The organism is Blastopirellula marina (assembly GCF_002967715.1).
GTDB classification, from domain to species: domain Bacteria; phylum Planctomycetota; class Planctomycetia; order Pirellulales; family Pirellulaceae; genus Bremerella; species Bremerella marina_B.
This window is the reverse complement of sequence record NZ_PUIA01000051.1, coordinates 1-22,368: the sequence shown is the minus strand read 5'-3', so window position 1 is coordinate 22,368 and position 22,368 is coordinate 1. Positions and strand designations below refer to the sequence as shown.

Sequence of the window (22,368 nt, the reverse complement as noted above, 5' to 3'; positions counted from 1 at the left end):
CTTCTGAAGCCCGTTGAAGATTGCGCCAGTGAGGCTATTTATCAAGAAAGTTGTGTTTTATTCTATGTATCCAAAGTCGCTTATCGTAAGATAGCTGGAAATAATCCCTACTTCTTAGCCGTTCGTCTAAGGGCACACCTACTATGTCACGTTCTTGGTGTCGTTCAGGTTTTACTCTCGTGGAGCTTCTGGTCGTGATCGCCATCATCGGCATCTTGATCGCATTGTTGCTTCCGGCTGTCCAAATGGCACGCGAGTCGGCCCGGCGGACCGAATGTGTGAATCACCTCAAGCAACTTGGGTTAGCATTCCACAATCATCACGACATTCTTCAGAATTTTCCCCATGGCGGCATCAATGCTCCCGATGGCGATCCATGTTGCTCAGGAGAGCATACCGATCGGACGCAGTGGAGTTGGCCGTACCAGATTTTGCCATATATCGAGCAAAACAACCTGTACGACAACACGGACTATAACCAGGTCTATAAAACGCCGGTCGAACTGTACTACTGTCCGAGTCGCCGAAGTGCCCAGGGATATGGCAGTTCAAGCCACGCACGGATCGACTATGCCGCCAACGCAGGAACCAATGGGAATGGTGACAATGGAGTAACGCGTCGCCGAGATCGAGCGAAAACCGCATTCCAAGATATCCTCGATGGGACGTCAAATACGATGCTTGTCGGCGAAAAGCAGACCGACAAAACATACGACGCCGGATGCTGTGACGATAACGAGAACCCTTACAACCCCGGTTGGGAAGTCGATATCTATCGCCTGGGGACTTCCCCTCCCGACCACGACCGAAATCACCCAGAGACCGTCCTGGGAACCGATTCTAATTCCAATCTATTCGGGGCGGCCCACCCAAGCGGTATCAACGTAGTGCTCGTGGACGGGTCGGTACGATTTATCAGCTACACGGTCGATGGCGAAATGTTCCGTCGATTGTGCGTGATTGACGACGGTTTAGTGGTCAGCCACGACGCCCTGTAATTTCCCTGGAAAGCAGTGAACCTCGGCCCAGAATATGTGACTAGATTTATATCGAAAACAGCGATTACCCCGCATTGTCAACTCTGGACCATGTGGGTATATTCGTAAGTCCTCGGGATGTAGCGCAGTCTGGCTAGCGCATCTGCTTTGGGAGCAGAGGGTCGTAGGTTCGAATCCTATCATCCCGACTACATTAAAGGCTTTGGGATCTTCGGGTTCCAAGGCCTTTTTTGTTTTCTTGCTTGGGCACCGGGATACTCTAAAATCAGGCACTAGATTTCCAGGTTCTCAACTAACATCGGAGGCTTCGTTTGGATTTTCCCCCGCAGGTTCAAGCGTTAATGGATGCGGTTTCCGCCCTTCCGGGTGTGGCTGGATGCTTTTGTAGTCCCAAGCCGTTGGCAGGGATCGAACTGAGCGATCTCTCGCTGCCAGGGGAATTCGGCGACCTGCCGCAGGTCGCGCTGATTCGAACTAACGGCGGCCAGGAACGCGAGGTTCTGATCCAGACAGAGGTCATTTTTGATCGTTCTGCGGAGGCCTGGCTAAGCCTCGAGTTTTTGGCCTGGTGGGTTCGAGACTGGGCACGCAGCGGCAGGCCTATTCAAATGCGTCCGATGTCCTTACCACCTCGTGTGCACGATATCCAATTGGGGCGTATGCTCAAGTTTTTCATCGAGTATTTTCTGATCGAAGAATCGGACCGCTATGAATCCACTTTGGCAGTGGTCGCAGAAATGGCAGAGTCGATCGCCTCCAATTATGAGTTCTACCGAGACTGCTTCGACAACCCCGCCGAATTCACTGGCGATATCGAGAACATCTAGCCGCGCATAAAAAATGGGAGCCAACGGTTCCCATTCGTGTTTCTCGTAAGATCCCTGTCGGGCTCTAGGCGACCCGGCGGTCTTCCTCAGCATCTGCTAGCAGGTACTCGTTCAGGCGATCGAACTCGTCCGCATTCTTGAAGTGGATGACGATCTTGCCTCCCTTGGTCGACTGCTTGATATCGACCTTGGTGCCCAGGGCCATCCGCAGGTCTTCTTCCAGCGAAACGACCTGCTGCGATTTGGTTCGCGAGCCCTTCTTGGCAGGCGTGGTCGAAGTAGCAGGTTCTTCTCCGTTGAGGTAATCCTGTACGGCCTGTTCCGTCGCCCGGACGCTCCACCCTTCGGCAGCGATTCGATTGGCGAACTCGCTTTGGACTTGTTCTTCGCCTAGCGGCAACAAGGCCCGGGCATGCCCCTGCGAGATCTCGCCGCTGTGCAGTGCCGACTTCACGGCATCAGGTAGATCCAACAAGCGAACCAGGTTGGCAATCGTGCTGCGGTCGACCTTAATCCGGTCGGCTAGTTCGCTCTGCGTGGCATCGTGTTGTTCCAGGTAACGCTGGAAGCTGATGGCCTTCTCCAGTGGGTTGAGGTCCTGTCGCTGCAGGTTCTCCACAATCGCCAACTCGGCAACCAGCCGGTCGTCAGCTTCACGAACCAGAGTTGGAATCGATTCCCAGCCAGCGATCCCAGCCGCTCGCAGGCGACGTTCGCCACTGATCAGTTGAAAGCGATCACCGACTTGACGAACCACAATCGGCTGCAGGATGTCATGCTGCTTCAGGCTCTCGGCCAGAGAAGCGATCTCGGCGTCGTCGAAATTATGCCGCGGTTGAAAAGGGTTGCGGTCGATCAGGTCGAGCGCGATCCGCGACGCGTCTGACTTCTGCGAGGCTTCTTCCGTGAAGTCTGATTCGGCCAGGCGAGGGCGGAAGGGGACCGTCTCGGTGGGTTCTTCTCGCAATTCTACTTCCGCTGCTTCATCGGTAGGATCTCCCAGCAGCGCAGCCAGGCCACGCCCCAATCGTTTTTGTCTAGTCACGGTCTAAAACCTCCATGCACAATTCAATATGAGCACGTGCCCCGCGACTGCGAGGTGCGTGGGTAATAACTGATTGCCCGAAGCTGGGTGCTTCGGAAACCCAGTGATCCCGGGGGACCACCGTATCGAAAACGATGTCACCAAAGAACTCGCGAACTTCCTGTTCGACCTCGTGGGTCAGTTCCAGCGTCGGATCGTACATCGTCAGTACGATTCCACCAAACTCGAGCTTGCCAGGCGGACGCCGCATGACATCCCGGATGACCTTGATCATCTGGGTCAGACCTTCCATGGCGAAGTACTCTGCCTGGATCGGCATGATGACTTCCGTCGATGCGGCCAAGGCCGTCTGGGTGATTGCGCCGACTGACGGGGGACAGTCGATCAGAACGTAGTCGAACTGATTCATGCCGGACTCAAGGTGATTGGTCAGCACTGCCGAGGTCGACTTCTCGCCCCCGGCTAGGCGTTCGACGTCCTCGAAACTGCGGCTACCGGGTACCAGGAAGAGGTTCTCGATTTTAGTTGCCAAGATCGAGTCACCTAGCGGCTGATCCGAGACAAGCGGATGACGGTCGGTCGGCTTCTGGCCGACGCCGGTGGTCGCGTTGCACTGGGGATCGAGATCGACCAGCAACGTGCGCATCTCGGCCAGGGCCAACCCGGCGGCCAAATTAATGGCCGTGGTGGTCTTGCCGACGCCGCCCTTCTGGTTGGCGATGCACAGGATGCGAGCCATGATGCCTCAATGCAGTTACGAGTCGAAAATCCGTTTTCGAGGTGAGGATTTTAGACACGAACGCAAAAAAGAGGAAACGGCACTTTGGCTAGATGCGGCCCCGTTTCACGTGAAACATTCGTCCGCAGTTTACGTGTTTCACGTGAAACTCCCAAATTACACATTCGTGATACAAAGAACTTTCGTACCAGTCAGGGTAACCGATCCTGTTTCACGTGAAACGCACCGCTAAGAGAATGGATGAATGACCATCCCGCAGGGCGGCAATGGCCCAATAGCAATCGCCTCCAGGAAGCCAACATCCCGGTTCACGAGATCTTGGTATTGGGTCATCGTGATGGGGCGGAGCAGGGCGGCAAGTGGGATAGACTTGGCAGTGTCCTTGTCGAGAGCTTCCACCAGGTGGTCGACCGTGCGGACGAACGTTTCCTTGGCACTGGCGGTCTCTAGCAGTTCGGTCAGGATCAGCCATTCCCACAGGTTGTTGTCTAGCTCGCGCCAGACGTCGTCCCGTTCGGGGGTGGCTTCCTCCATTCGCAGTTGCCCGTCGGCTGTCAACTTGACGCTGAGCCAGGACTCATCCGCTGCACAGTAGATGCCCAGGTGCCCTAGCTCGCCGCTGGTTTGAAGTTCTTCCCAGAGATCCGCTGCAGTCCCAGGTCCCTTCCCGAAGTTCTGGCAGTCGAAGTGAATGCCGAGCCTTTCGATCATCTCCTCACTGGAAAGAGCGGGGGCCTGGTGAGCCAATGGAAATCGTGGCAAGACCTCGAAGCCTGGTTCGCTCATTTCGAAGAAGGCGGTCAGGGCGACATTGGCTGGATGCTGAGGTGTCAAGTCGCCTCGCTGAGCCAGCTCATATCGGTAGAGAGTGGAGGCCGCGTAGGCATCCTGATTGGCTTGCAGCAACCGGCGATGCGACATCTTCTCGCGGATGGAACCGATGAGGTTGTGGTCGGTGACTGGCCATAAACGATGGATGACGCCAGCTTGGTCCTTGGCGATCAGGGGCGTCGCCGTGGCGATGTGGCTGTCTAACTCGTGCTGTACGGAGATTCTAGGATCGGCATACAGAGCTACCTGGGGAGTCACGTCGGCAGCGATCGCATGGAGCTGCTGGAGGCTCGACGAGCCGTTCTCGGTCAGCATAACCTGAACCGCTTCGTATTGCTCCTGGTCGATATCCTCGAGCATGACCCCTGCCAGGAACCCGCGTCGAGTTACCTGCTGACCTTGCCAGTTGAACTCCTGGTGATAAACATAGATCGCCGGATCAGGCTCCCGCTGCAGAACCCCTTGTCGCTGCCAGTCGGTCAGGAAACGCTTCGCCCGGCTATTCCGGTTGTTGACCTCATCATCCCCAGGCTCGTCCCGGTTGGTCAGCACCCGAACTACATTGGCCGGGTGACGCTTGTAAAGTTCGTCGATCTGCTCCGGGGTCAACACATCGGCAGGCGTGGCAATGACGTCGGCAAGGGCACCAATATGTCCCAGGTCGTAACGCAGTCCGTGAATGGCTCGAATATCTGGCATGGTATGATTTGTTTGGTTGGGGAACGTTTCACGTGAAACAGACTACTTCGCTTAATCCGAAAAGTCCAAGCCCTACGGCAATCATGTTGTGGCGAATGCATACGATAGAGCGATCTCAACCGACGTATAGAGAGTTCGATATCGTGAATCAGCAAGACAACAATCCCTTTAAGTCACCCGCAACTCCAACAGCCAGCTTTGAGCGAGAAACGCCATCCGGGACGGTATTTCCCTATGCGGTTGGTCTGGTGTTATTGGGTAATTTCGGTCTGTGTATTCTGGCACCTGGGCTTGGAATTGTCTTTGGGGGACTGATCTCAGTGCCTGGATTGTTCAATGGATATGCAAGCCTGAATCGAAAAACGCGATATGAATCTGTTGATAGGGATGAGCAGTGGTACTGTATCTTCCTGGGCTTTGCTCAGTTGATGCCGATTGGGCTTTTGGCTGGCATTGCCATGATGTTCGTCGGTACCCTAGTAGTCACGTGGATAGATCTTGCCTCCACCGATGATACCGCAATTGATGAGGCGATCGGTGGATTCTTTAGTGGGTCACTTGCTGCATTGGTGGTCTACTTTAGTTGCTTGGTCGGCATGATACGGTGGAAGGCCCGCAATTGAGGTTCCACAAAAAAAGGACTCGCTGAATGAGCGAGTCCTTTTCCTTGATTTATCGATTCAGCCAGAACTGACCCCGCTACTATTAATAGCGGTAGTGATCTGGCTTGAACGGACCGTCAACCGAAACACCGATGTAGTCGGCCTGGGCCTTGGTCATCTTGGTCATCTTCACACCCAGCTTGTCCAAGTGTAGGCGAGCGACTTCTTCGTCCAGGGACTTCGGCAGAACGTGAACGCCTAGCGGATAGGCTTCAGCATTTTGCCACAGTTCGAGCTGGGCCAGAACCTGGTTGGTGAACGAGGCGGACATCACGAACGATGGGTGACCGGTTGCACAGCCCAGGTTCACCAGGCGGCCTTCGGCCAGAACCAGAATGGCATGACCGTCGGCAAACGTGTAACGATCGACTGGGCCACCTTCTTGCGAAGCCGGCTTAATCGTTTCGCGTTCGACGTCCTTTTGGCCGTTCAACCAGGCCATGTCGATTTCGAGGTCGAAGTGACCGATGTTGCACACGATGGCGTCGTTCTTCATACGCTTCATGTGCTGGCCGGTGATGATGTCACGGTTACCGGTGGTGGTGACGAAGATGTCGGCACGATCGCAGCAATCTTCCATCGTGCAAACTTCGTAACCTTCCATCGCAGCTTGCAGGGCAATGATCGGGTCGATCTCGGTGATGATCACGCGAGCACCGAAGCCACGCATCGACTGGGCACAGCCCTTACCGACGTCGCCGTAGCCAGCCACGACCACGATCTTACCAGCGACCATCACGTCGGTGGCACGCTTGATACCGTCGGCCAGCGATTCGCGGCAACCGTACAGGTTGTCGAACTTGCTCTTAGTGACCGAGTCGTTGACGTTGATGGCAGGCGTCTTCAGATCGCCCTTCTGGTGCATCTGGTACAAGCGGTGAACGCCTGTGGTCGTTTCTTCGGAAAGACCCTTGATACCGTCCAGCAGTTCCGGGAACTTGTTATGCACCATGGCGGTCAAGTCACCACCATCGTCCAGAATCAGGTTCAGCGGTTCGCCACTGGGGAAGAAGATGGTCTGCTCGATGCACCAATCGAATTCTTCTTCGGTCATACCCTTCCAGGCATAAACAGGAATGCCGGCTTCGGCCATGGCGGCGGCAGCGTGATCCTGAGTGGAGAAGATGTTACAGCTGCTCCAGGTAACTTCGGCACCCAGTTCGACCAGCGTTTCGATCAGCACGGCCGTTTGGATGGTCATGTGAAGGCAGCCAGCGATACGTGCTCCAGCGAGAGGTTTCTCGTCGCGGTACTTTTCCCGAAGGGCCATCAAGCCGGGCATTTCGACTTCGGCCAGTTTGATTTCTTGACGTCCACGCTTCGCGAGGGAGATGTCCTTGACCTTGTACGGAAGCTTTTCGACCTGGGACACTATGAACTCCACCTTGTATTGGAAGGACCGGGGGATGAGCCATCGCGAAACGCCACTTCAGTGCGTCGCTGGAAGGCCCATAAAATACGCAAAACTTTGCGCCGCAACTAATCTGCTATGATAAAGTGCTGGCACTCTTTAGCAACCCGGGATGAGGGGCCCAGCGTAACCGGAAAACTCGGGTTACAGCTGCGAAAGTCGTGCGATTTAACGAGATACGTCGCACCTCCCATGGTTGGGAATGGCCTTATTCTTTAGGAAGCCTGGCAAACGCTTCGCGGGCAGCCGTGACGAAAGCCTCGACCTTGTCGAGATCCTTGATGCCTGGCTGGCCACTATTCTCGGCTCCTCCTGCGACGTCCACGCCGGAAGGCTGCACGGCTCGGATCGCATCGGCCACGTTTTCTGGCGTTAACCCCCCAGCTAGCACTAAGTGATTCAGGTGCGGCATAGTGCGCCAGGTGGCAGCCAAATCCCAATTAGAAAGGTGGCCTGTCCCACCAAAGGAGCCAGGGACTGCGGCATCCATCAGAAGTGCTTGGGGGTGGAATCCATCTGGGAGCGTTGCCCACCGCACCAGAGATCCACGACTGGCAGCCAGAATAGGAACGCCGGTCGTTTCATAAACGGACTTGGCGAACTCGGCCGATTCGTCCCCGTGCAATTGAATCCAATTGAAACCGACCTGCTCGTTAGTCTGTTTGATCTCGGTTGGGGTTGCGTTAACAAACAGGCCCACAATCTGGACCTCCCCTCGAACCGTGTTCGCGATTTTCACGGCCGTATTTTTTTCCACACAGCGTTTGCTCTGGGGAAAGAAGTTCAGCCCGATCGCGTCGGCCCCGCTATGCGAGACAGCGACAGCGTTCTCGAAATCGTTCAGACCACAGATCTTGATGCGGAAAATATCAGGGACAGGCATGATCGACGAAGTCCGTATATTCGTTAACCCACTCGCTAAACGGAATATTCTTCCTCGCGAAACCGATGCAAGGTAGATAGCGGTGATGTCAGGAGGACACACGGTTCTCCTTGCCTATAGTCTACAGCATCTTTTGCTCAAGGTGACCCGTTGGTGTCCATGTCAAAGCCACGTTACACTCCCCCTCGATCTCGCCGCGGAGGTCTATGGGTATGGTATCGCGCTCTGGTCGTGGTCTTGGCGGTCATTCTGGTTGGCTTGCCGTGGTGCCGATCGGATCATTCCGGATTCGTGACCCAAGGTCAGGCAACGATCATGTCCGACTCCCGAGAGCCTGAGGCGCACGCGCATTTGCAACCGTTGTTCGAAGAAATTCTTCAGGCAACGATAACCGACCAACAGCTCACCCAATATTTGGCACAAGACCAACAGCTACGCGAAGATTTGCAAGTCGCGGATGATCAAGATGCCCTGGAAATCCTCCGCCGCCGTTTAGAGGTTTCCCCCAATCGCGTTGGCGGCCAGGTTACTCTCCTCCTCAAGTATTACGGAGACGACCGGGTGGCAAGTTCGCGACTTCTGTCTCGAATCCTGCAAGATTTCGATCGCCAGTTCAATGATTGGAAGCGAGAGAAGATCAGCGGAATCGAAGCCACTTACGTCGATCAGCTAAGTAGCACCGAAAAAGAGATCGCTGCGATGGATTCGGAGCTTCGCGGACTGGTCGCGGCGGTATCTGGTGAAGTGCCGCCAGCTCGCGTTGAGATGCCCCTGCCGCGTGACCCAGCCTGGGTGCAAGCACGGCAGCAACTCGATCAGGCTGAGTCGCGTCTGAAAGAATTGTTGGAAACCCGAACGCCTCGGCATCCGGTTGTCTTGGATCATCAGAAGAAGGTCGAACTACTTCAGTCACAGTTGGCATCGCTTAATGAATATCAGTCGCAGCCACTACCGCCTGAGCCGATGACAGATAGCGAAAAAAAGGCCGAACGCAACCAGCAGCGCATTGCTACCCTGCAAGCAGAGCGACAGCAGAGACAAGCCCAACTCGATGCGTTGAAGTTGCGTCAAAAGGATGCCGCCAAGGCGATGGGATTTCTGAATGGGATCACGATGGAGCACACGGGTGAGATCGAAGTTGCTTCGATTGGTGGCATCTGGCGATCGACCGCTCTCTTGGTGCTTGGAGGATGGGTGATTTTCGCAGGTCTGATTGCTTTCCAAATGGCTTCCAGTTCGGCGAGTCAGGCGATGATTTCTTCGACGCAGAAACTAGCTGCTGCGACTCCCATTCCGGTGGCGGGAACGGTGACCCTTACTGCTGGCGGGCAGCCAGGCTCGAAAAGTCGCTGGCAGTTTGGACGAGCATCGTTCGTGCTGACGCGGCTTGCTGAATTGACAATTGTGACCGTGATCGGCCTGATGGTGCTAGCAACGCAAACACAACCTGAGTTTACTCTTCTGCTACGCGACGATCCACTAGCAGCCATTCGCGAATTGCTTCGCAGCCTGATCCCATCGTTGTCATAGGATTCGCTTGAGATTCCCTCCGTTTGGAGAATGACGGCTGAAAATGCCGATGAAAAGAAAGCCCTGTATTCTCGAGCGATTTTGTTCGACCAGCCGCAAGGACGCGGAGATCATACCCTTCCCGGGACACGGATGACCATGTACGAAGAAATTTTTGGATTGTCGCAACGCCCATTTCCCAGCGTCCCGTCCTTGGTCGGTTACGTGGAGACGGATTCGCACCTCGAAGCTATCGAGACCCTGCTGCGATGCGTTCGTCGCGACGAAGGGGTCGGCACCCTGATCTCGGCACCAGGGCTCGGCAAGTCGACGATCGCGCTACGTTTGCACGAAGAACTGGAAGACGACTTCGAAGTCGTTCGTCTCAATAGTGGTCACTGTGGTTCGCGACGCGCACTACTTCAGGCCATCGCCTACGAACTTGATCTCCCTTGTCGTGGCCTGGAAGAAGGGGAGCTGCGAATTCAATTTGCAGAGTATGTCGAGCGTCTGGAAAGCCGCCGGATGATGGGTATTGTCATCCTGGTCGACGAAGCGGATCTGCTCCCGATTCGCCTTTTGGAGGAACTTCGACTACTGACGAATTTCGCGGGCAAAGACCGCTCACGCGTGTCGGTCGTTCTGTTGGGCAATATGACGCTGGAAGAACGACTGTCCAGTCCCTATCTGATGTCGTTCAATCAACGCGTTGGTGCCCGGGCCTATTTGCAACCGCTGTCTACCTCCGACGTAGCTAAATACGTTCGTCAGCAACTTCAGGTGGTTGGAGCAAAGCAAACGATCTTCGACGACTCGGCAATCGAAGCAATCGCTCAGCGTAGCCAAGGTGTTCCGCGTCTGGTGAATCAGATCTGCGATCATGCCTTGCTGTTGGCGGCGCTAGGGGATGAGACGAAATTGGATGCGGACGGAATTGAAGAAGCCTGGGCCGATCTTCAGCGGTTGCCGGTTCCCAAGCGCCAAATCCGAACCGATAACGCGCATTCGACCGATTCGCTTATCGAGTTTGGCTCGCTGGAAGACACGAAGTCGGAATCCGCGATCGAATATCCTTCGGTGGTCCGATTTGAAGATCGCTCTCCTGCCCAAGAAGACGAAGAGTTCTCGCCAGTCGCTGCTGAAGAGCCTGAGGTTGAACTGACGTTTCAGAATGCGACGAATCCGTTTGACGAGAAGTTTGAGAAGGAAGAGATTGTTCTGGACCGCTTTGCTTCACTAGGGGATCAAGAGATCCGCGGGATTCGCCGTGTCGTGAGCCCGCGTAACTCCGAGATCGCCGCGTTCTTGGTTGGGTCTGAGGAAAATCTCGCCGAAGTGGAAGTGATTCAGCCCAGCTACTCGCAGGCTGAAGGGATGGTCGTCTCGCGAGATTTCTCTACCCATTCTACTGGGTTTTCTGACTGGGACGATCGTGACATTATTGTCATTGATTCCAAAGAGACGGCAGTGGAAGAGCCACAGCACCCCAAGATGCCATCGCCGCGTCGCCGAACGTATCGTCAACTGTTCTCTCAACTGCGTCGACAACACGCATAAGCGAAAGCCATGGCTCGTTTTCTAAAAGCACTGCAAGGTTTGCAAACGGATTCGCCTGAGACCAGCCCTCCGCAAGAGGCCGCCTCAGGCTCGTTGGAGGCATCACCTGAAGTGCGTGGCGAGCCAAAGTCTGAGCGATCGGCTTCCAGTGCTGCAGCGGTCGATCGACCCATGACGCAGACTATCGTCATGCCGGAACCTGAAGAGAAGCCCGAGCCATCGATTGTTTCGCTTGCGCAAAATGAACTGATTCAGAAGCTCACCCAGCAGCTGGCCGGGATGCTGAAGCAGCGGGATAAGGTGGCACGAGAGGTAACTCAGGTCAAAGAGGAACTGGCCTCGCACGATCGGCGTCACGAAGACGAGATCCTTCGTTTGCGTGATACCCTCGAAACACATCAGCAGTCTTCGAAGAAGATCGAAGCTGAGATGAAAGAGATCCAGAACGAACTGCGGAACGAGCTCCAAAAGCAACAGGAAGAGTTTGCACAGAAGCTGAGCGAAGTCGAACAGCGAGTTCAGGCCCAATCGGCCAGCCAAACGCTGGTGATGGAGTCGAATCCTGAAGCTGAAATTCAACAAGTGCGCGAACAACTGGCTTCGCACGATAAGCGATACGAGGAGGAGATCGTTCGTCTGCGAGATTCTCTTGAGTCGCACCAACAGTCATCGCAAACCATCCAGGCTGAACTGCTCAAACAATTGAAGCGGCAGGAAGAGTCATTCTCGAAGAAGTTGAGCGATGTTGAACAGCGAGTCCAACGCCAGGCTACGGCTCCTGTTCCTGTGATGGCTGGCGAACCTACATCAGCTCCTCCGAAGTCAAGTACACCGTTGACCAAAGCTACGGAGCACTCGACCGTCTTCAAACCTCAAGACCGTCCAGTGGCACCGGAAAAGCCGATTCCAGTTATCAATCCCCTACGGCAAGCGATTGATTCACTCGATGACCCGCAATTGTCACTGGAACTGATCGAACTCTGTGATTCGATCTTTGGGCCTGTGGAACCTTCGTCGATCTCCCAGCCGCAGGTCATTTTTCTGGGAACATGTGTGCCTGGTCGCGATACGGCAAGCCTGGCCATTCGACTGGCGGCTTGGTTGAGCCAGAACTCGTGCGATGTGTTTATGATCGATGGAGCACTGAAGAATAAAACTCTATCTGAGCAACTGGGGCTGAGGTTGAGTCCAGGACTGTTCGAGACGGTTCGACGCGAGACCTATCGGCAAGACGGAACCTACCGCGACAGTGACACCGGTATTTCCGTGATTCCAGCGGGCAAGTCTTCCTTCATGCTCAGTGGTAGCGAACAGGATCTGGAATCGCTGCGTGATCAAGTTCGTGAAATCTTAAAGACTTGCTCGATCGTGCTGATCGCAGGAGAAGGTCCAGACTCGGCGGCGTCGTGGTTGCTCGCGCAAGTAGCGAACAAGACTTACCTTCAAGCCGATCTGGGAAGCATATCCCGCGAAGATATTCAGGCAACGCTCGATTGCTACCATCAAGCAGGGATAGAACCAGCTGGATTGATTGCCACCTCTGTCCGCAATTAAGTGCTATACTTGGCTGCTAAGTCGTTAGTCCTTGCGATCTACACAGACGAACATACCCTCAGCCAGACTAGTTGCCATGGCCAAGTATCTTGTTACCGGCGGTGCCGGTTTTATCGGTTCTCACATTGTTGACGGTTTGCTGGCCCGTGGGGACGAGGTCGTCATCTACGACAACCTCAGCACCGGCAGCCGAAAGAACCTGCCTGATCATGCCAATGCAACGTTCATCGAAGGCTCTATCACCGACCCCGAGGACCTGGCCCAAGCACTCGACGGTGTGGAGTACGTCTTCCATCAAGCTGCCCTCGCATCGGTGCCGCTGAGTGTGGAACGTCCGCTGGACACAAACCTGCACTGCGTAACCGGCACGCTGAACGTTCTGAACGAAGCCCGCAAGGCTGGCGTGAAACGTGTTGTCTATGCCGCATCCAGCAGTGCCTATGGCGATCAGCCTTACCTGGCCAAGCGTGAATCGGATCTTCCGGCTCCCCTTTCCCCTTACGCAGTCGCAAAGCTCGCAGGCGAATACTATTGCCAGGCGTTCTATCACACGTATGGCCTGGAAACGGTTGGTCTGCGTTACTTCAACGTCTTTGGCCCGCGGCAAGATCCTGACAGCCCGTACTCGGCCGTGATTCCGATCTTCCTGACGCTGCTGTTGAGTGGCAAGCAGCCGATCGTTTACGGAGATGGTCAGCAGTCACGCGACTTTACTTACGTGCAGAATATCGTGAGCGCCAACCTTAAAGCGATGGCTTCCGACAACGTCGCAGGCCGCATCATCAATGTGGCCAATGGCAAGAGCACGTCGCTGCTGACGCTACTCAGGTTGCTGAATGAGTATCTGGGAACGGATGTGCAAGCTAAGCACGAACCCCCACGAGTCGGCGACGTCCGTGACAGCATGGCCGACAACACGCTGGCCACGAAGCTGCTCAACTACGAGATCGAAGTCGACTTTGAAGAGGGACTACAGCGTTCGATTGAATACTACCGCGAGTTGGCTCTGCAGCGTGCGTAAGTTCGGCAGGGCTAGAGCGATTCATTCACGCAGTGCGAACGTTCTTCCAGTACCGGTTGATCTTCTTCCTGTGATATGATTGGCTTGGCGAAGCGTTGATTCAACAAGGCAATGATCGCCAGCAGAACGGCGACGCTTACGAAGGTGATTGGATAGGCGGGTAGGTCCGCCTTACGGCTGCTGGCGATCATGACACCAATGAGCGGTTGCCCAAACAAACCGCCAGAGTCGAGCATCACCAGCATCAAGTTCGTGCCGGTGCCACGATACTTCTTAGGAAACGCGATACTTCCGCCGCCAATGATGGCCGGAAAAATCAACGCGTGAGCCATTCCCCCCACGATCGCAGGCACGGGTAACAGCCAGGGATTCTTGGCCAATAGGTAAAGCGTCAGGCTGAACGACAGAAGCAGGATGCCAATCGTGGCCGCATTCTTTACGCCGATCCGTTCGGGCACTTTGCGAGTGAGCAACCGGCAAGTAAAAGCCGTAATCGCATACACGAGGAAGAACGAGCTGATATGCTCGATGCCAATTTCCTTCGCGTAGCTACGTAAGAAGATCTGCGGAATCAAGACACCGACTCCCATCGCAAACGCCATGGCCAGCATCCAGCCGGGATGATACTCGCGAATCAAGCGAATAAGAGACGGATGCTCGCTGGAATGCGGCGGTTTGTCGCCGCGTGTTGCCAGGTAGGCGAGCGTGATCGAAACCATACCGGCACACATGGCAACTAGAAACATTGTGTTGATCTTGGCATCGATGGCTGCCTCGCCTGCGAAGATGATGTCGCCAATCAGAGGCCCAATCGCCAGGCCGACAAACCCCGACGAACCCAACACGCCAATTAATTCGGTGCTGCGTCCCTTGGGGGCCTTAAGCGAGATGGCAGTGATCGAAGCACCGAATGCACCGGCCAGGCCAACCATATAGCAAAGACGAAGCAGGTAGATCAGAGTGCCGTTAACCTCGTCGACGACAAAGTGTCCCAAGATAGCACTTAGCAGTAAGCACAACGAACCAAGCCAAACCACGCGTGTTCCGAATCGGTCGATGACAGCCCCCTGAGCGAACCGAGCAAGCACGGCTCCACCCATTCCGAAGCCGGTGATCAGCCCTAGATCGTATTCGTCACCACCCAGATAATTGACAAAGTCGAAGTAACGGAACAAGGAGCTGTTACAGACAATCAACGCCGTATTGGCAAAGTAGGCCAGCCAGAATTCACGGCCATACGCAATTTGCGGGGCAGTCGACGGTTCATCGGCCGTAACTACGGCGGAATTCATGGGGCCTCGTCTCGGTTTTGCGATCAATCGGGTTAGAATGTAAGTATAGGCATTCCTAGGCCGAAAATCTTAGGAACCCCTATCCTGGACAGTCTGAGCACAAACTTTTGACGAACAAAATGAGCAAAATCGCTGACAATTCAGAAGCGACCCCGCGTAGCGGTTTGGCTAAGGGGGACCAGCACAGCGTGAAGACTGGACGTGTCCTGGTTGCCATCGCTACCTATAACGAGATCGAGAATTTGCCGATTCTCGTTGAGCGACTCGTAGACACTTTGCCCGAGGCCGATGTGCTTGTCATCGATGATGGTTCTCCAGATGGAACCGGGCAGTGGTGCGAAGAACACGCCAAGATGAATGCGCGGATGCATTGTCTTCATCGCAAAGGAAAGCCCGGTCTGGGATCTGCCATCATCGCCGCGATGCAGTACGCCATCGATAACAACTACGACGTGATGATTAATTTGGACGCCGACCTGAGTCATCCACCGGAGAAGATCCCCGAAATGCTGGAAGCATGGAAGGCCGGGGCAGCCGATAGTACGGTCGTCATCGGTTCGCGGTACATCCAAGGTGGCGGTATCACTGGCTGGCCGTTGAAGCGACACTTCATGAGCCGCGCGATCAACTTGTACACGCGGTGGCTCTTGTGGTTGCCCATGGCAGATTGCAGCGGCAGCTTCCGCGCCTATCCGGTGAACCTCCTGCGAAAGATCACCTTCGATTCGTTTCTTAGCTACGGGTACTCGTTCTTCGAAGAGGTGCTCTATCACTTGAAGGAGCAAGGGGCGACATTCGTCGAAGTCCCCTTTCAGTTTGTCGAACGCCAGTACGGTAGCTCGAAGATCAACATGAAGAAAGCTATGGTTGCCGTTTGGACGATATTCCGGCTGGGGCTGAAAGCCTGGCTCCCGTTCTAAGGTTCCAAGCCAGGCCAGTTTTCTAAGGGCTTTTTACTTCCCTTGAGGCCGCGAACTTTAAGGCAAACGTACGATCGTCGTGCTAGGTTCTTGCCAGATAGGGGGATCTACCTCCTCGCAACCATTCACTAGTGGTTTGTGAATTCTCACGGGATTATGATGAACGTGATCTAGTCCCTGCCCCTCAACGTCGAAAGGACGCCAATCGATGTTCTCCGTACGTACCCTTCTCACTTCCTGTGCTCTCGTTTTGCTTTGCCTAACCAGCGTGAGCGTAGCCGAGACCTTTCACGTTAAGGTCGCCGCACAAGGCGATGCCAAGCGGGCAGTTCCACTGAAGGTTGATGTCGCAGTTCCAAAGAGCTTCGCCGACGTCACTCTTGTCGAACTGACGATCGATGGCGGAGAATCTCTGTATGGACAGCTAACCAAGCCGGGGCTGGGCAACCCAGCTGCGGATCCGTTGGCCCGTGAACTGCATATGGTGTTACCGAAGACGATGGTCGGACCGGAACGCGAATTTGCCGTTTCCATTCCAAAGAACAACGAGGGAGTGACCGAGTTTCACTTCCAAGACGAAGCTGGCAAGTACAAAGACTTGTTGTTCGGTGATCGTCCCGTCCTACGCTACATGTACGAAGCGGTCGATTCCAGCTCAGAAGACCGTCGCCATGAAACGATGAAGGTCTATCATCATCTGTTTGATCCAGAGGGAAAGAACCTTCTGACAAAGGGGCCAGGCGGGCTGTTTCAGCATCACCGTGGCATTTTCTACGGCTTCAATCGCATTAGCTACGATCAAGACGGCAAGACTAAGTCGGCCGATGTGTGGCATTGCAACAAGAAGGAAAGCCAGACACATGAAGCATTCGTACGGGAAGAAGTTGGCCCGGTGATGGCTCGTCAACTTCTCGAGATCAATTGGAACGGTCAGGACGGCAAAACCTTCGCCACAGAACTTCGGGAAATGACTGTCTATCACGTTGACGGAGCCCAGGTAATCGATTTCACTTCCGAGCTGACCTCCATGGTCGACAACCTGAAAGTCGATGGCGACCCACAGCACGCCGGTTTCCAGTATCGAGCGACCCAGCACGTGCCAGATAAGACTGCCAAGCAAACGTACTACGTTCGCCCCGACGGTAAGGGAGAGCCTGGCAAGTTCCGCAATTGGCCAGGCAATAAAGATCACATTAATCTGGAATTCAACGCACTTAGCTTTGTCGCGTTTGACCAACGTTATACCTGTTGCTATCTAGATTCCCCCGCGAACCCGAAACCGGCTCGCTTCAGCGAACGAGACTATGGTCGGTTCGGTTCGTACTTCGCCACCGAGATCCCAGGTGATAAGCCGCTGGAGTTGAACTACCGAATCTGGCTTCAGCCTGGCGAAATGGACGTGGCAGAGATCAAACAGCTTCGCGATGACTTCGTCGACCCACCTAAAGTGACGGTAGAAGCAGGTTAGGTGCCCGAAGGCGGGGACTGGGGGCATTCGTTGACACCTCGGTTACCCGTACCTAAAATCGCGTGTTCACCCCAACGGAAAATACTCCATCATTAGTAAACCTTTTAGGATGTACTGTTCATGTCGGATGGTAAAACCGGGCAAATTGACAACGTGATGCATGAATCGCGGCTCTTTCCCCCAAGTGAAGAGTTCGCGTCGAAGGCCCGGGTAAAGTCGGTCGAAGAGTACCAGCAGAAGTGGGACGAAGCCCAAGCGGACTTGCCTGCGTTCTGGGACAAGTTCGCCAAGGAAGAGCTCCACTGGTTCGAGCCCTACAACGAGGTTCTCGAGTGGAATTGTCCCAATGCCAAGTGGTTTGTCGGTGGTAAGACCAACGTCAGCTACAACTGCCTGGACCGTCACCTGGGTACGCCTACCGCTGACAAGAAGGCCATCATCTGGGAAGGGGAGCCGGGTGACCAGCGTTCGCTAACCTACAAAGAGCTGCACGCCGAGGTTTGTAAATGTGCCAACGGCCTGAAGAGCTTGGGCGTTGGGGAAGGGGATCGCGTTTCGCTGTACATGCCGATGGTTCCCGAACTCGCCATTGCGATGCTAGCCTGTGCCCGAATCGGTGCGATTCACTCGGTGATCTTCGCTGGCTTCTCGGCCGAATCGATCGCAGATCGTAACAACGACGCCCAGGCCAAGGTTATCATCACGGCCGACGAAGGCTGGCGACGTGGTAAGGAGTTGCCACTCAAATCAATTGTCGATGAAGCCCTCGAGAAATCGGAAACGATCGAGAAGTGCGTTGTCCTGAAACGTGTCGGTAATGACGTTCCCATGAAGTCGGATCGAGACGTTTGGTGGCACGAGCTGATGGATGCCGCCTCGGACGACTGCCCGGCAACTCCTTTGGATAGCGAAACACCGCTATTCATCCTCTACACCAGTGGTTCGACAGGAAAGCCCAAGGGCATTCTGCACACAACGGCCGGGTATAACCTGTATGCCAAGAAGACTTTTGAGTGGGTCTTCGATCACCGAGATGATGACATTTACTGGTGCACCGCCGACTGCGGTTGGATCACTGGTCACAGCTACGTGGTGTATGGACCGTTTTCCGCAGGTGCCACGTGCGTGATGTACGAAGGTGCCCCGAACCATCCCGACGAAGGCCGGTTCTGGGAGATTGTCGAGAAGTACAAAGTAACCATTCTTTATACCGCTCCAACCGCGATTCGCGCCTTCATCAAATGGGGCGATCAGTGGGTCGATAAGCATGATCTTTCCAGCTTGCGGCTATTAGGTACCGTGGGGGAAGGGATCAACCCCGAGGCCTGGATGTGGTACCACAAGAAGATCGGTTCCGAGAAGTGTCCGATCGTCGATACGTGGTGGCAGACTGAAACAGGCGGCATCATGATGTCGCCACTTCCTGGCGCTATTGCGACCAAGCCTGGCAGCTGTACCCGGCCGCTATTTGGGATCGTCCCTGGTATCTACGACGAGTCCCTCAACGAAGTCGGTACCAACCAAGGGGGCATGCTCACAATCACCCAGCCTTGGCCAGGGATGCTGCGCGGTGTTTGGGGTGACGAAGAGCGTTTCAAGGAAACGTACTGGTCCAAAGTGCCGGGTAAGTATCTGGCAGGCGACAATGCACGTTGTGATGAAGATGGTTACTACTGGATCATGGGCAGAATCGATGACGTCATCAACGTCGCCGGTCACCGCTTGAGTACCATTGAAGTGGAAAGTGCCTTGGTTTCGCACCCCTTGGTTGCTGAAGCCGCCGTAGTGGGGCGCCCACATGAAGTGAAGGGGGAAGCGATTGCTGCCTTCGTGACTCTCAAGGGAACCGACGACACGGATGAAGCTCGTGATATACTCAAGAAGCACGTGCGAAAGGAAATCGGTGCCTTGGCCGTTCCTGACGACATTCGCTTTACCGCGACCTTGCCAAAAACTCGAAGTGGTAAGATCATGCGTCGCTTGCTCCGCGACATCGCTTCAGGCAAAGAAGTGGTGGGGGATACAACGACGCTCGAGGATTACTCGATTTTGGCTAAGCTTCGCGAAGAAGAATAAATTTGCGAAGTCAACTAAGAGATACCCAAAGCTCGGTGCAACCCACCGAGCTTTTTTATGATTTCATCGATCTGCCGCATGATCGTTTTGGTCTGCTGAATCGCTTGAATCACGCGAAGATAGTGGGCGATCTCGTCCTTGGTAAGAATCTCACCGCGACGGTCTTTCAACCACTTTCGAAGCACTTGATGGCTGCCGATATGGAAAAGCCAGGCCTCGCTGTCCGCTTGGGCCAGTGGCGTATCGCGAGTGATCCAGACCAGGCCGCTTCGATGCTTGGGATGTCCCGGGGCGATCGCAACTTCAGGGCCAGGCATCGCATCCGCTACGAGTTTTTCGTCTGATAAGTGGAGCGAAATCAATTGGTCTCCCAGTTCGGATAACTGCCTATAGACCTCGCTCTGTGTTGGCAGAAACACGCGAGGAAATTCGATCTGTAGATGAGCAGCAAACTGTGTTCGGTATTGTTCGCTGTAAAAGAGAGCGTAAACGTATGCCAGAAGTGACCTCGCTGAGACATCGGCCAAGTCCGCAGGGAGAAGGTCGCGGTTGATGTTCTCTTGCCCGCCAATTGTCAGTGGCAAAAGAGTTTCGTTTCCTCGGTTATCACTTCGCAGGAGACCATCAATTGCCAGGCAGTTGGCGACGAAGAAAAAGTTGCAGGGACGATCCGGTGGCATTTGACGACGCACAACCAGTCCAAGCGAGTCTTTGTCTCGCATCGCGTTCATGACTTCGCCGCGGGGCCAGTCGATCATGCTGGAAGTCCAATAGATCCAGCGACGATCAAAAGGGCGGTAAGCACATCGCTCGATGCGATCTTGCCAATCAGCATCGTTACGAAGACTTTCTCGGGCAGCGGGCAGTTTCCAGCCTCGGGTGTCGCCTGGTGGGTACTGACTGCTCCGTGGACGCGGGAAATACTTCGCTCGCAGTTCGTCGTCGGAGATACCCGGATCTCGAAATTCATCGATACGAGCCAGCAGCCTCTCTTGAGACGTATCGATAACGATCGCATCTCGCGCGGTCACTACAGTGGAAGTACCCTGGGGGAACAACTCGATGACCCTGATTCCCTGGTTGTACTCACGCGACACGTGTGAAGAGCGCGGGCTCAGAAAATAGTGAGGGGGCAGGGGAGTAATCGTCTGGTCGACAAGATCGTCCCAATTCGATTCGGCCAGCTCCTGCAGTTTCGATTGCCGCGGCCCCCAGCGTTCGCCGTATCGAACCGACTGCTTCTTTTTGGCAATCGGTGATTTTGAAAACAGGGAGACCGCGACACCTTGGCCTATGTCGAACACACTTTCATCGCGTGTGAGTCGAGAAGCTGTTCCTCGCTTTTTAGAATTGCCATTCAGATCGAGTAAATCAATTTGATCGAACTGATCAAGCAATTGATATCGAAGGCCGCGAAACGTGACGTTGTCTAAGAATCCATGGTTGATCACAAAACCAATGACACCATACCTTGCTCGCTCTATATGCCACTGTGCGACACGCAGGAATTTGACGTAGTCGTCATGCAACCAAAGCTTCTTCTCCTGCAGTGGGCAACCAGCCGCTTCGAAATAGTTACGTAACGCCGTACTTTCCGGCGTTTGCCCTCGGAGCAGTTGTTTGATCCAATCACCTGTATTGGTGGATGCCGCCGAATAGGGAGGATTTCCCAAAACAACGGTTGCAGGCGAACCAAGTTTCCGGTGAATATTGGACTCTAAGGCATTGCCACAATAGACCGAGATCGGGGGAACATCTTGTTGTGCGATGCCATGGTCTTCCAGAAACTGCGAAGCTAATCCGTGGAACTGCTCGATAGCATCGGGCATGAGTTCTATGGCATGCAGTGAGCCAGGCAGCACCTCGGCAACATACTTTTGCCACCTGCGTTTCGATTCCTTCTGGTGAAGTGAAGCCGACTCTATATTTTGATGGATTTGTTTCAATACGGCGATTAAGAACACGCCAGATCCAGCAGCGGGTTCCAGTATCTTGACGAAGGATTGTCGTGGATCGACTTCAGAAGGAAGCTCCAATTTATGATGAGAGCATATCGATTCCCATGTGGAGGAATCCGCCAGACCGCTTGAAAGGCTGAAGTCTTGCTTCAAACGCGAGTCGATCTGGGAAACAATTCTCCGGGCGATTTCCCAGGGAGTATAGAAGACGCCTCGCTCACGACGCTGTTGAGGAGAATTCCGGGCGAGCTCGGCCTCAAAGTGATAGGCAGACGGGCCGACGCTCACGTGATCTGGATCCTTCCTTGGTGAGATGGACCGTTAGAGGTCAAAGTCCTGGGAGTCGATACGAAGAATTCCTTCATCCCCGACAAAATTGTCTCCCTCGCCTTGCTTAATGAGTAATTGTCCGTCTCCCTCCGAGCCGTGCACATCGTAGACAATGTAGTCAGGCGTACCGAACTCCTCAGCAACCTCGTGACTTGCTTCCGTATTGATCCAGGCAGAATGAATCTCGCCCAGATGCTCCTTCACAATCGGGTTATTGCCATACTTCTGCTGGATCTGAGAAGTGGCTTGGGAATTTACTCCGAAATAAACCAAACCGCCACAGACTAGGCAGCTAACCAGGATCAGGCCTGATACGGCCGCGATCGCAAGAACCAGCGGAGAGGCGGCACCTCTTCGGGTAGCCGAGCGATAGACAGGAAAGATCGTTGGTGAAGAAGACAAAGCAGGGGCCTGACAATTAGTGGCAAGTGATGAAGAGCCCAGTTTACCTTCCAACATGGGCAATAAAAAAGCCCCGCTTGAGTTAAGCGGGGCTTTGGAAGTGTAAATGAATCCGGCGATACCTACTTTCGCACTGGTGGGCACTATCATCGGCTGGTTGTGCTTAACTGCTGTGTTCGGAATGGG

General features: G+C 54.5%; 18 protein-coding genes and 1 tRNA gene. 11 read left to right on the top strand and 8 right to left on the bottom strand.

Annotated elements, in window-relative coordinates:
- Positions 1 to 194: 194 nt before the first annotated feature.
- From C5Y96_RS16225 to C5Y96_RS16215, 3 genes are all read left to right on the top strand, one after another.
- Entirely contained in the window at positions 195 to 998 is an 804-nt protein-coding gene (locus C5Y96_RS16225) for a DUF1559 domain-containing protein (RefSeq protein WP_233198992.1), read from the top strand.
- Between the two features lie 113 nt (positions 999 to 1,111).
- Positions 1,112 to 1,186: transfer RNA gene (locus C5Y96_RS16220), tRNA-Pro, on the top strand.
- A gap of 153 nt (positions 1,187 to 1,339) precedes the next feature.
- On the top strand, positions 1,340 to 1,825 hold the full coding sequence (locus C5Y96_RS16215) for a hypothetical protein (RefSeq protein WP_105355424.1): 486 nt from the start codon (positions 1,340 to 1,342) through the stop codon (positions 1,823 to 1,825).
- 64 nt (positions 1,826 to 1,889) lie between these two features.
- Here C5Y96_RS16215 and C5Y96_RS16210 read toward each other — a convergent pair whose 3' ends face one another.
- The 3 genes from C5Y96_RS16210 to C5Y96_RS16200 form a co-directional block, all read right to left on the bottom strand.
- Positions 1,890 to 2,870, bottom strand: a complete 981-nt coding sequence (locus C5Y96_RS16210) for a ParB/RepB/Spo0J family partition protein (protein WP_105355421.1) — start codon at positions 2,868 to 2,870, stop codon at positions 1,890 to 1,892.
- Entirely contained in the window at positions 2,863 to 3,609 is a 747-nt protein-coding gene (locus tag C5Y96_RS16205) for a ParA family protein (RefSeq protein ID WP_105355419.1), read from the bottom strand. Before C5Y96_RS16205 ends, C5Y96_RS16210 begins: the two co-directional genes overlap by 8 nt.
- Before the next feature lie 228 nt (positions 3,610 to 3,837).
- Complete coding sequence (locus tag C5Y96_RS16200) at positions 3,838 to 5,139, bottom strand: DUF1015 family protein (protein WP_105355416.1); 1,302 nt, start codon at positions 5,137 to 5,139, stop codon at positions 3,838 to 3,840.
- Positions 5,140 to 5,282: 143 nt separating this feature from the next.
- Here C5Y96_RS16200 and C5Y96_RS16195 point away from each other — a divergent pair, with 143 nt between their 5' ends.
- Positions 5,283 to 5,762: a hypothetical protein gene (locus tag C5Y96_RS16195; protein WP_146115694.1), complete on the top strand. Its 480-nt coding sequence runs from the start codon at positions 5,283 to 5,285 to the stop codon at positions 5,760 to 5,762.
- An 82-nt stretch (positions 5,763 to 5,844) separates the two neighbouring features.
- Here C5Y96_RS16195 and ahcY read toward each other — a convergent pair whose 3' ends face one another.
- Complete coding sequence (ahcY, locus tag C5Y96_RS16190) at positions 5,845 to 7,185, bottom strand: adenosylhomocysteinase (protein ID WP_409994423.1); 1,341 nt, start codon at positions 7,183 to 7,185, stop codon at positions 5,845 to 5,847.
- Positions 7,186 to 7,420: 235 nt separating this feature from the next.
- On the bottom strand, positions 7,421 to 8,095 hold the full coding sequence (locus C5Y96_RS16185; RefSeq protein WP_105355408.1) for a phosphoribosylanthranilate isomerase: 675 nt from the start codon (positions 8,093 to 8,095) through the stop codon (positions 7,421 to 7,423).
- Positions 8,096 to 8,410: 315 nt separating this feature from the next.
- On the opposite strand from C5Y96_RS16185, the gene C5Y96_RS16180 reads away from it, so the two are divergent.
- The 4 genes from C5Y96_RS16180 (at position 8,411) to C5Y96_RS16165 (ending at position 13,736) form a co-directional block, all read left to right on the top strand.
- Positions 8,411 to 9,625, top strand: coding sequence for a hypothetical protein (locus tag C5Y96_RS16180; protein WP_146115693.1), 1,215 nt, complete (start codon positions 8,411 to 8,413; stop codon positions 9,623 to 9,625).
- 30 nt (positions 9,626 to 9,655) lie between these two features.
- Positions 9,656 to 11,161 (top strand): ExeA family protein, encoded by a 1,506-nt coding sequence (locus C5Y96_RS16175; RefSeq protein ID WP_105355404.1) that lies wholly within the window; start codon positions 9,656 to 9,658, stop codon positions 11,159 to 11,161.
- 9 nt (positions 11,162 to 11,170) lie between these two features.
- Entirely contained in the window at positions 11,171 to 12,715 is a 1,545-nt protein-coding gene (locus C5Y96_RS16170) for a hypothetical protein (protein ID WP_105355402.1), read from the top strand.
- Between the two features lie 76 nt (positions 12,716 to 12,791).
- Positions 12,792 to 13,736 (top strand): SDR family oxidoreductase, encoded by a 945-nt coding sequence (locus C5Y96_RS16165; protein ID WP_105355399.1) that lies wholly within the window; start codon positions 12,792 to 12,794, stop codon positions 13,734 to 13,736.
- Positions 13,737 to 13,747: 11 nt separating this feature from the next.
- On the opposite strand, the gene C5Y96_RS16160 is transcribed toward C5Y96_RS16165, so the two are convergent.
- Positions 13,748 to 15,028, bottom strand: coding sequence for an MFS transporter (locus C5Y96_RS16160; protein WP_105355397.1), 1,281 nt, complete (start codon positions 15,026 to 15,028; stop codon positions 13,748 to 13,750).
- Positions 15,029 to 15,147: 119 nt separating this feature from the next.
- Here C5Y96_RS16160 and C5Y96_RS16155 point away from each other — a divergent pair, with 119 nt between their 5' ends.
- The 3 genes from C5Y96_RS16155 to acs all read left to right on the top strand — a co-directional run bounded on the left by C5Y96_RS16155 (position 15,148) and on the right by acs (position 19,492).
- The gene (locus C5Y96_RS16155) at positions 15,148 to 15,948 is read left to right on the top strand and encodes a polyprenol monophosphomannose synthase (RefSeq protein WP_105355387.1); all 801 of its coding nucleotides are present in this window, start codon (positions 15,148 to 15,150) and stop codon (positions 15,946 to 15,948) included.
- Positions 15,949 to 16,156: 208 nt separating this feature from the next.
- Entirely contained in the window at positions 16,157 to 17,416 is a 1,260-nt protein-coding gene (locus tag C5Y96_RS16150) for a DUF6807 family protein (protein ID WP_105355385.1), read from the top strand.
- A gap of 120 nt (positions 17,417 to 17,536) precedes the next feature.
- Positions 17,537 to 19,492, top strand: a complete 1,956-nt coding sequence (gene acs / locus C5Y96_RS16145; RefSeq protein WP_105355382.1) for an acetate--CoA ligase — start codon at positions 17,537 to 17,539, stop codon at positions 19,490 to 19,492.
- A gap of 14 nt (positions 19,493 to 19,506) precedes the next feature.
- Here the strand turns inward: acs and C5Y96_RS16140 are convergent, their stop codons facing one another.
- On the bottom strand, positions 19,507 to 21,738 hold the full coding sequence (locus C5Y96_RS16140) for a type ISP restriction/modification enzyme (RefSeq protein ID WP_105355380.1): 2,232 nt from the start codon (positions 21,736 to 21,738) through the stop codon (positions 19,507 to 19,509).
- Positions 21,739 to 21,771: 33 nt separating this feature from the next.
- On the bottom strand, positions 21,772 to 22,368 hold a 597-nt coding region (locus tag C5Y96_RS16135), incomplete at its 5' end, for a hypothetical protein (RefSeq protein WP_214609075.1).

What these genes read in the sequence shown, in the direction of transcription:
- C5Y96_RS16215 (WP_105355424.1), top strand. Translation starts at nt 1,340, where the DNA reads ATGGATGCGGTTTCCGCCCTTCCGGGTGTGGCTGGATGCTTTTGTAGT.
- C5Y96_RS16205 (WP_105355419.1), bottom strand. Translation starts at nt 3,609, where the DNA reads ATGGCTCGCATCCTGTGCATCGCCAACCAGAAGGGCGGCGTCGGCAAG.
- C5Y96_RS16200 (WP_105355416.1), bottom strand. Translation starts at nt 5,139, where the DNA reads ATGCCAGATATTCGAGCCATTCACGGACTGCGTTACGACCTGGGACAT.
- C5Y96_RS16185 (WP_105355408.1), bottom strand. Translation starts at nt 8,095, where the DNA reads ATGCCTGTCCCTGATATTTTCCGCATCAAGATCTGTGGTCTGAACGAT.
- C5Y96_RS16180 (WP_146115693.1), top strand. Translation starts at nt 8,411, where the DNA reads ATGTCCGACTCCCGAGAGCCTGAGGCGCACGCGCATTTGCAACCGTTG.
- C5Y96_RS16175 (WP_105355404.1), top strand. Translation starts at nt 9,656, where the DNA reads ATGACGGCTGAAAATGCCGATGAAAAGAAAGCCCTGTATTCTCGAGCG.
- C5Y96_RS16170 (WP_105355402.1), top strand. Translation starts at nt 11,171, where the DNA reads ATGGCTCGTTTTCTAAAAGCACTGCAAGGTTTGCAAACGGATTCGCCT.
- C5Y96_RS16165 (WP_105355399.1), top strand. Translation starts at nt 12,792, where the DNA reads ATGGCCAAGTATCTTGTTACCGGCGGTGCCGGTTTTATCGGTTCTCAC.
- C5Y96_RS16160 (WP_105355397.1), bottom strand. Translation starts at nt 15,028, where the DNA reads ATGAATTCCGCCGTAGTTACGGCCGATGAACCGTCGACTGCCCCGCAA.
- C5Y96_RS16155 (WP_105355387.1), top strand. Translation starts at nt 15,148, where the DNA reads ATGAGCAAAATCGCTGACAATTCAGAAGCGACCCCGCGTAGCGGTTTG.
- C5Y96_RS16150 (WP_105355385.1), top strand. Translation starts at nt 16,157, where the DNA reads ATGTTCTCCGTACGTACCCTTCTCACTTCCTGTGCTCTCGTTTTGCTT.
- acs (WP_105355382.1), top strand. Translation starts at nt 17,537, where the DNA reads ATGTCGGATGGTAAAACCGGGCAAATTGACAACGTGATGCATGAATCG.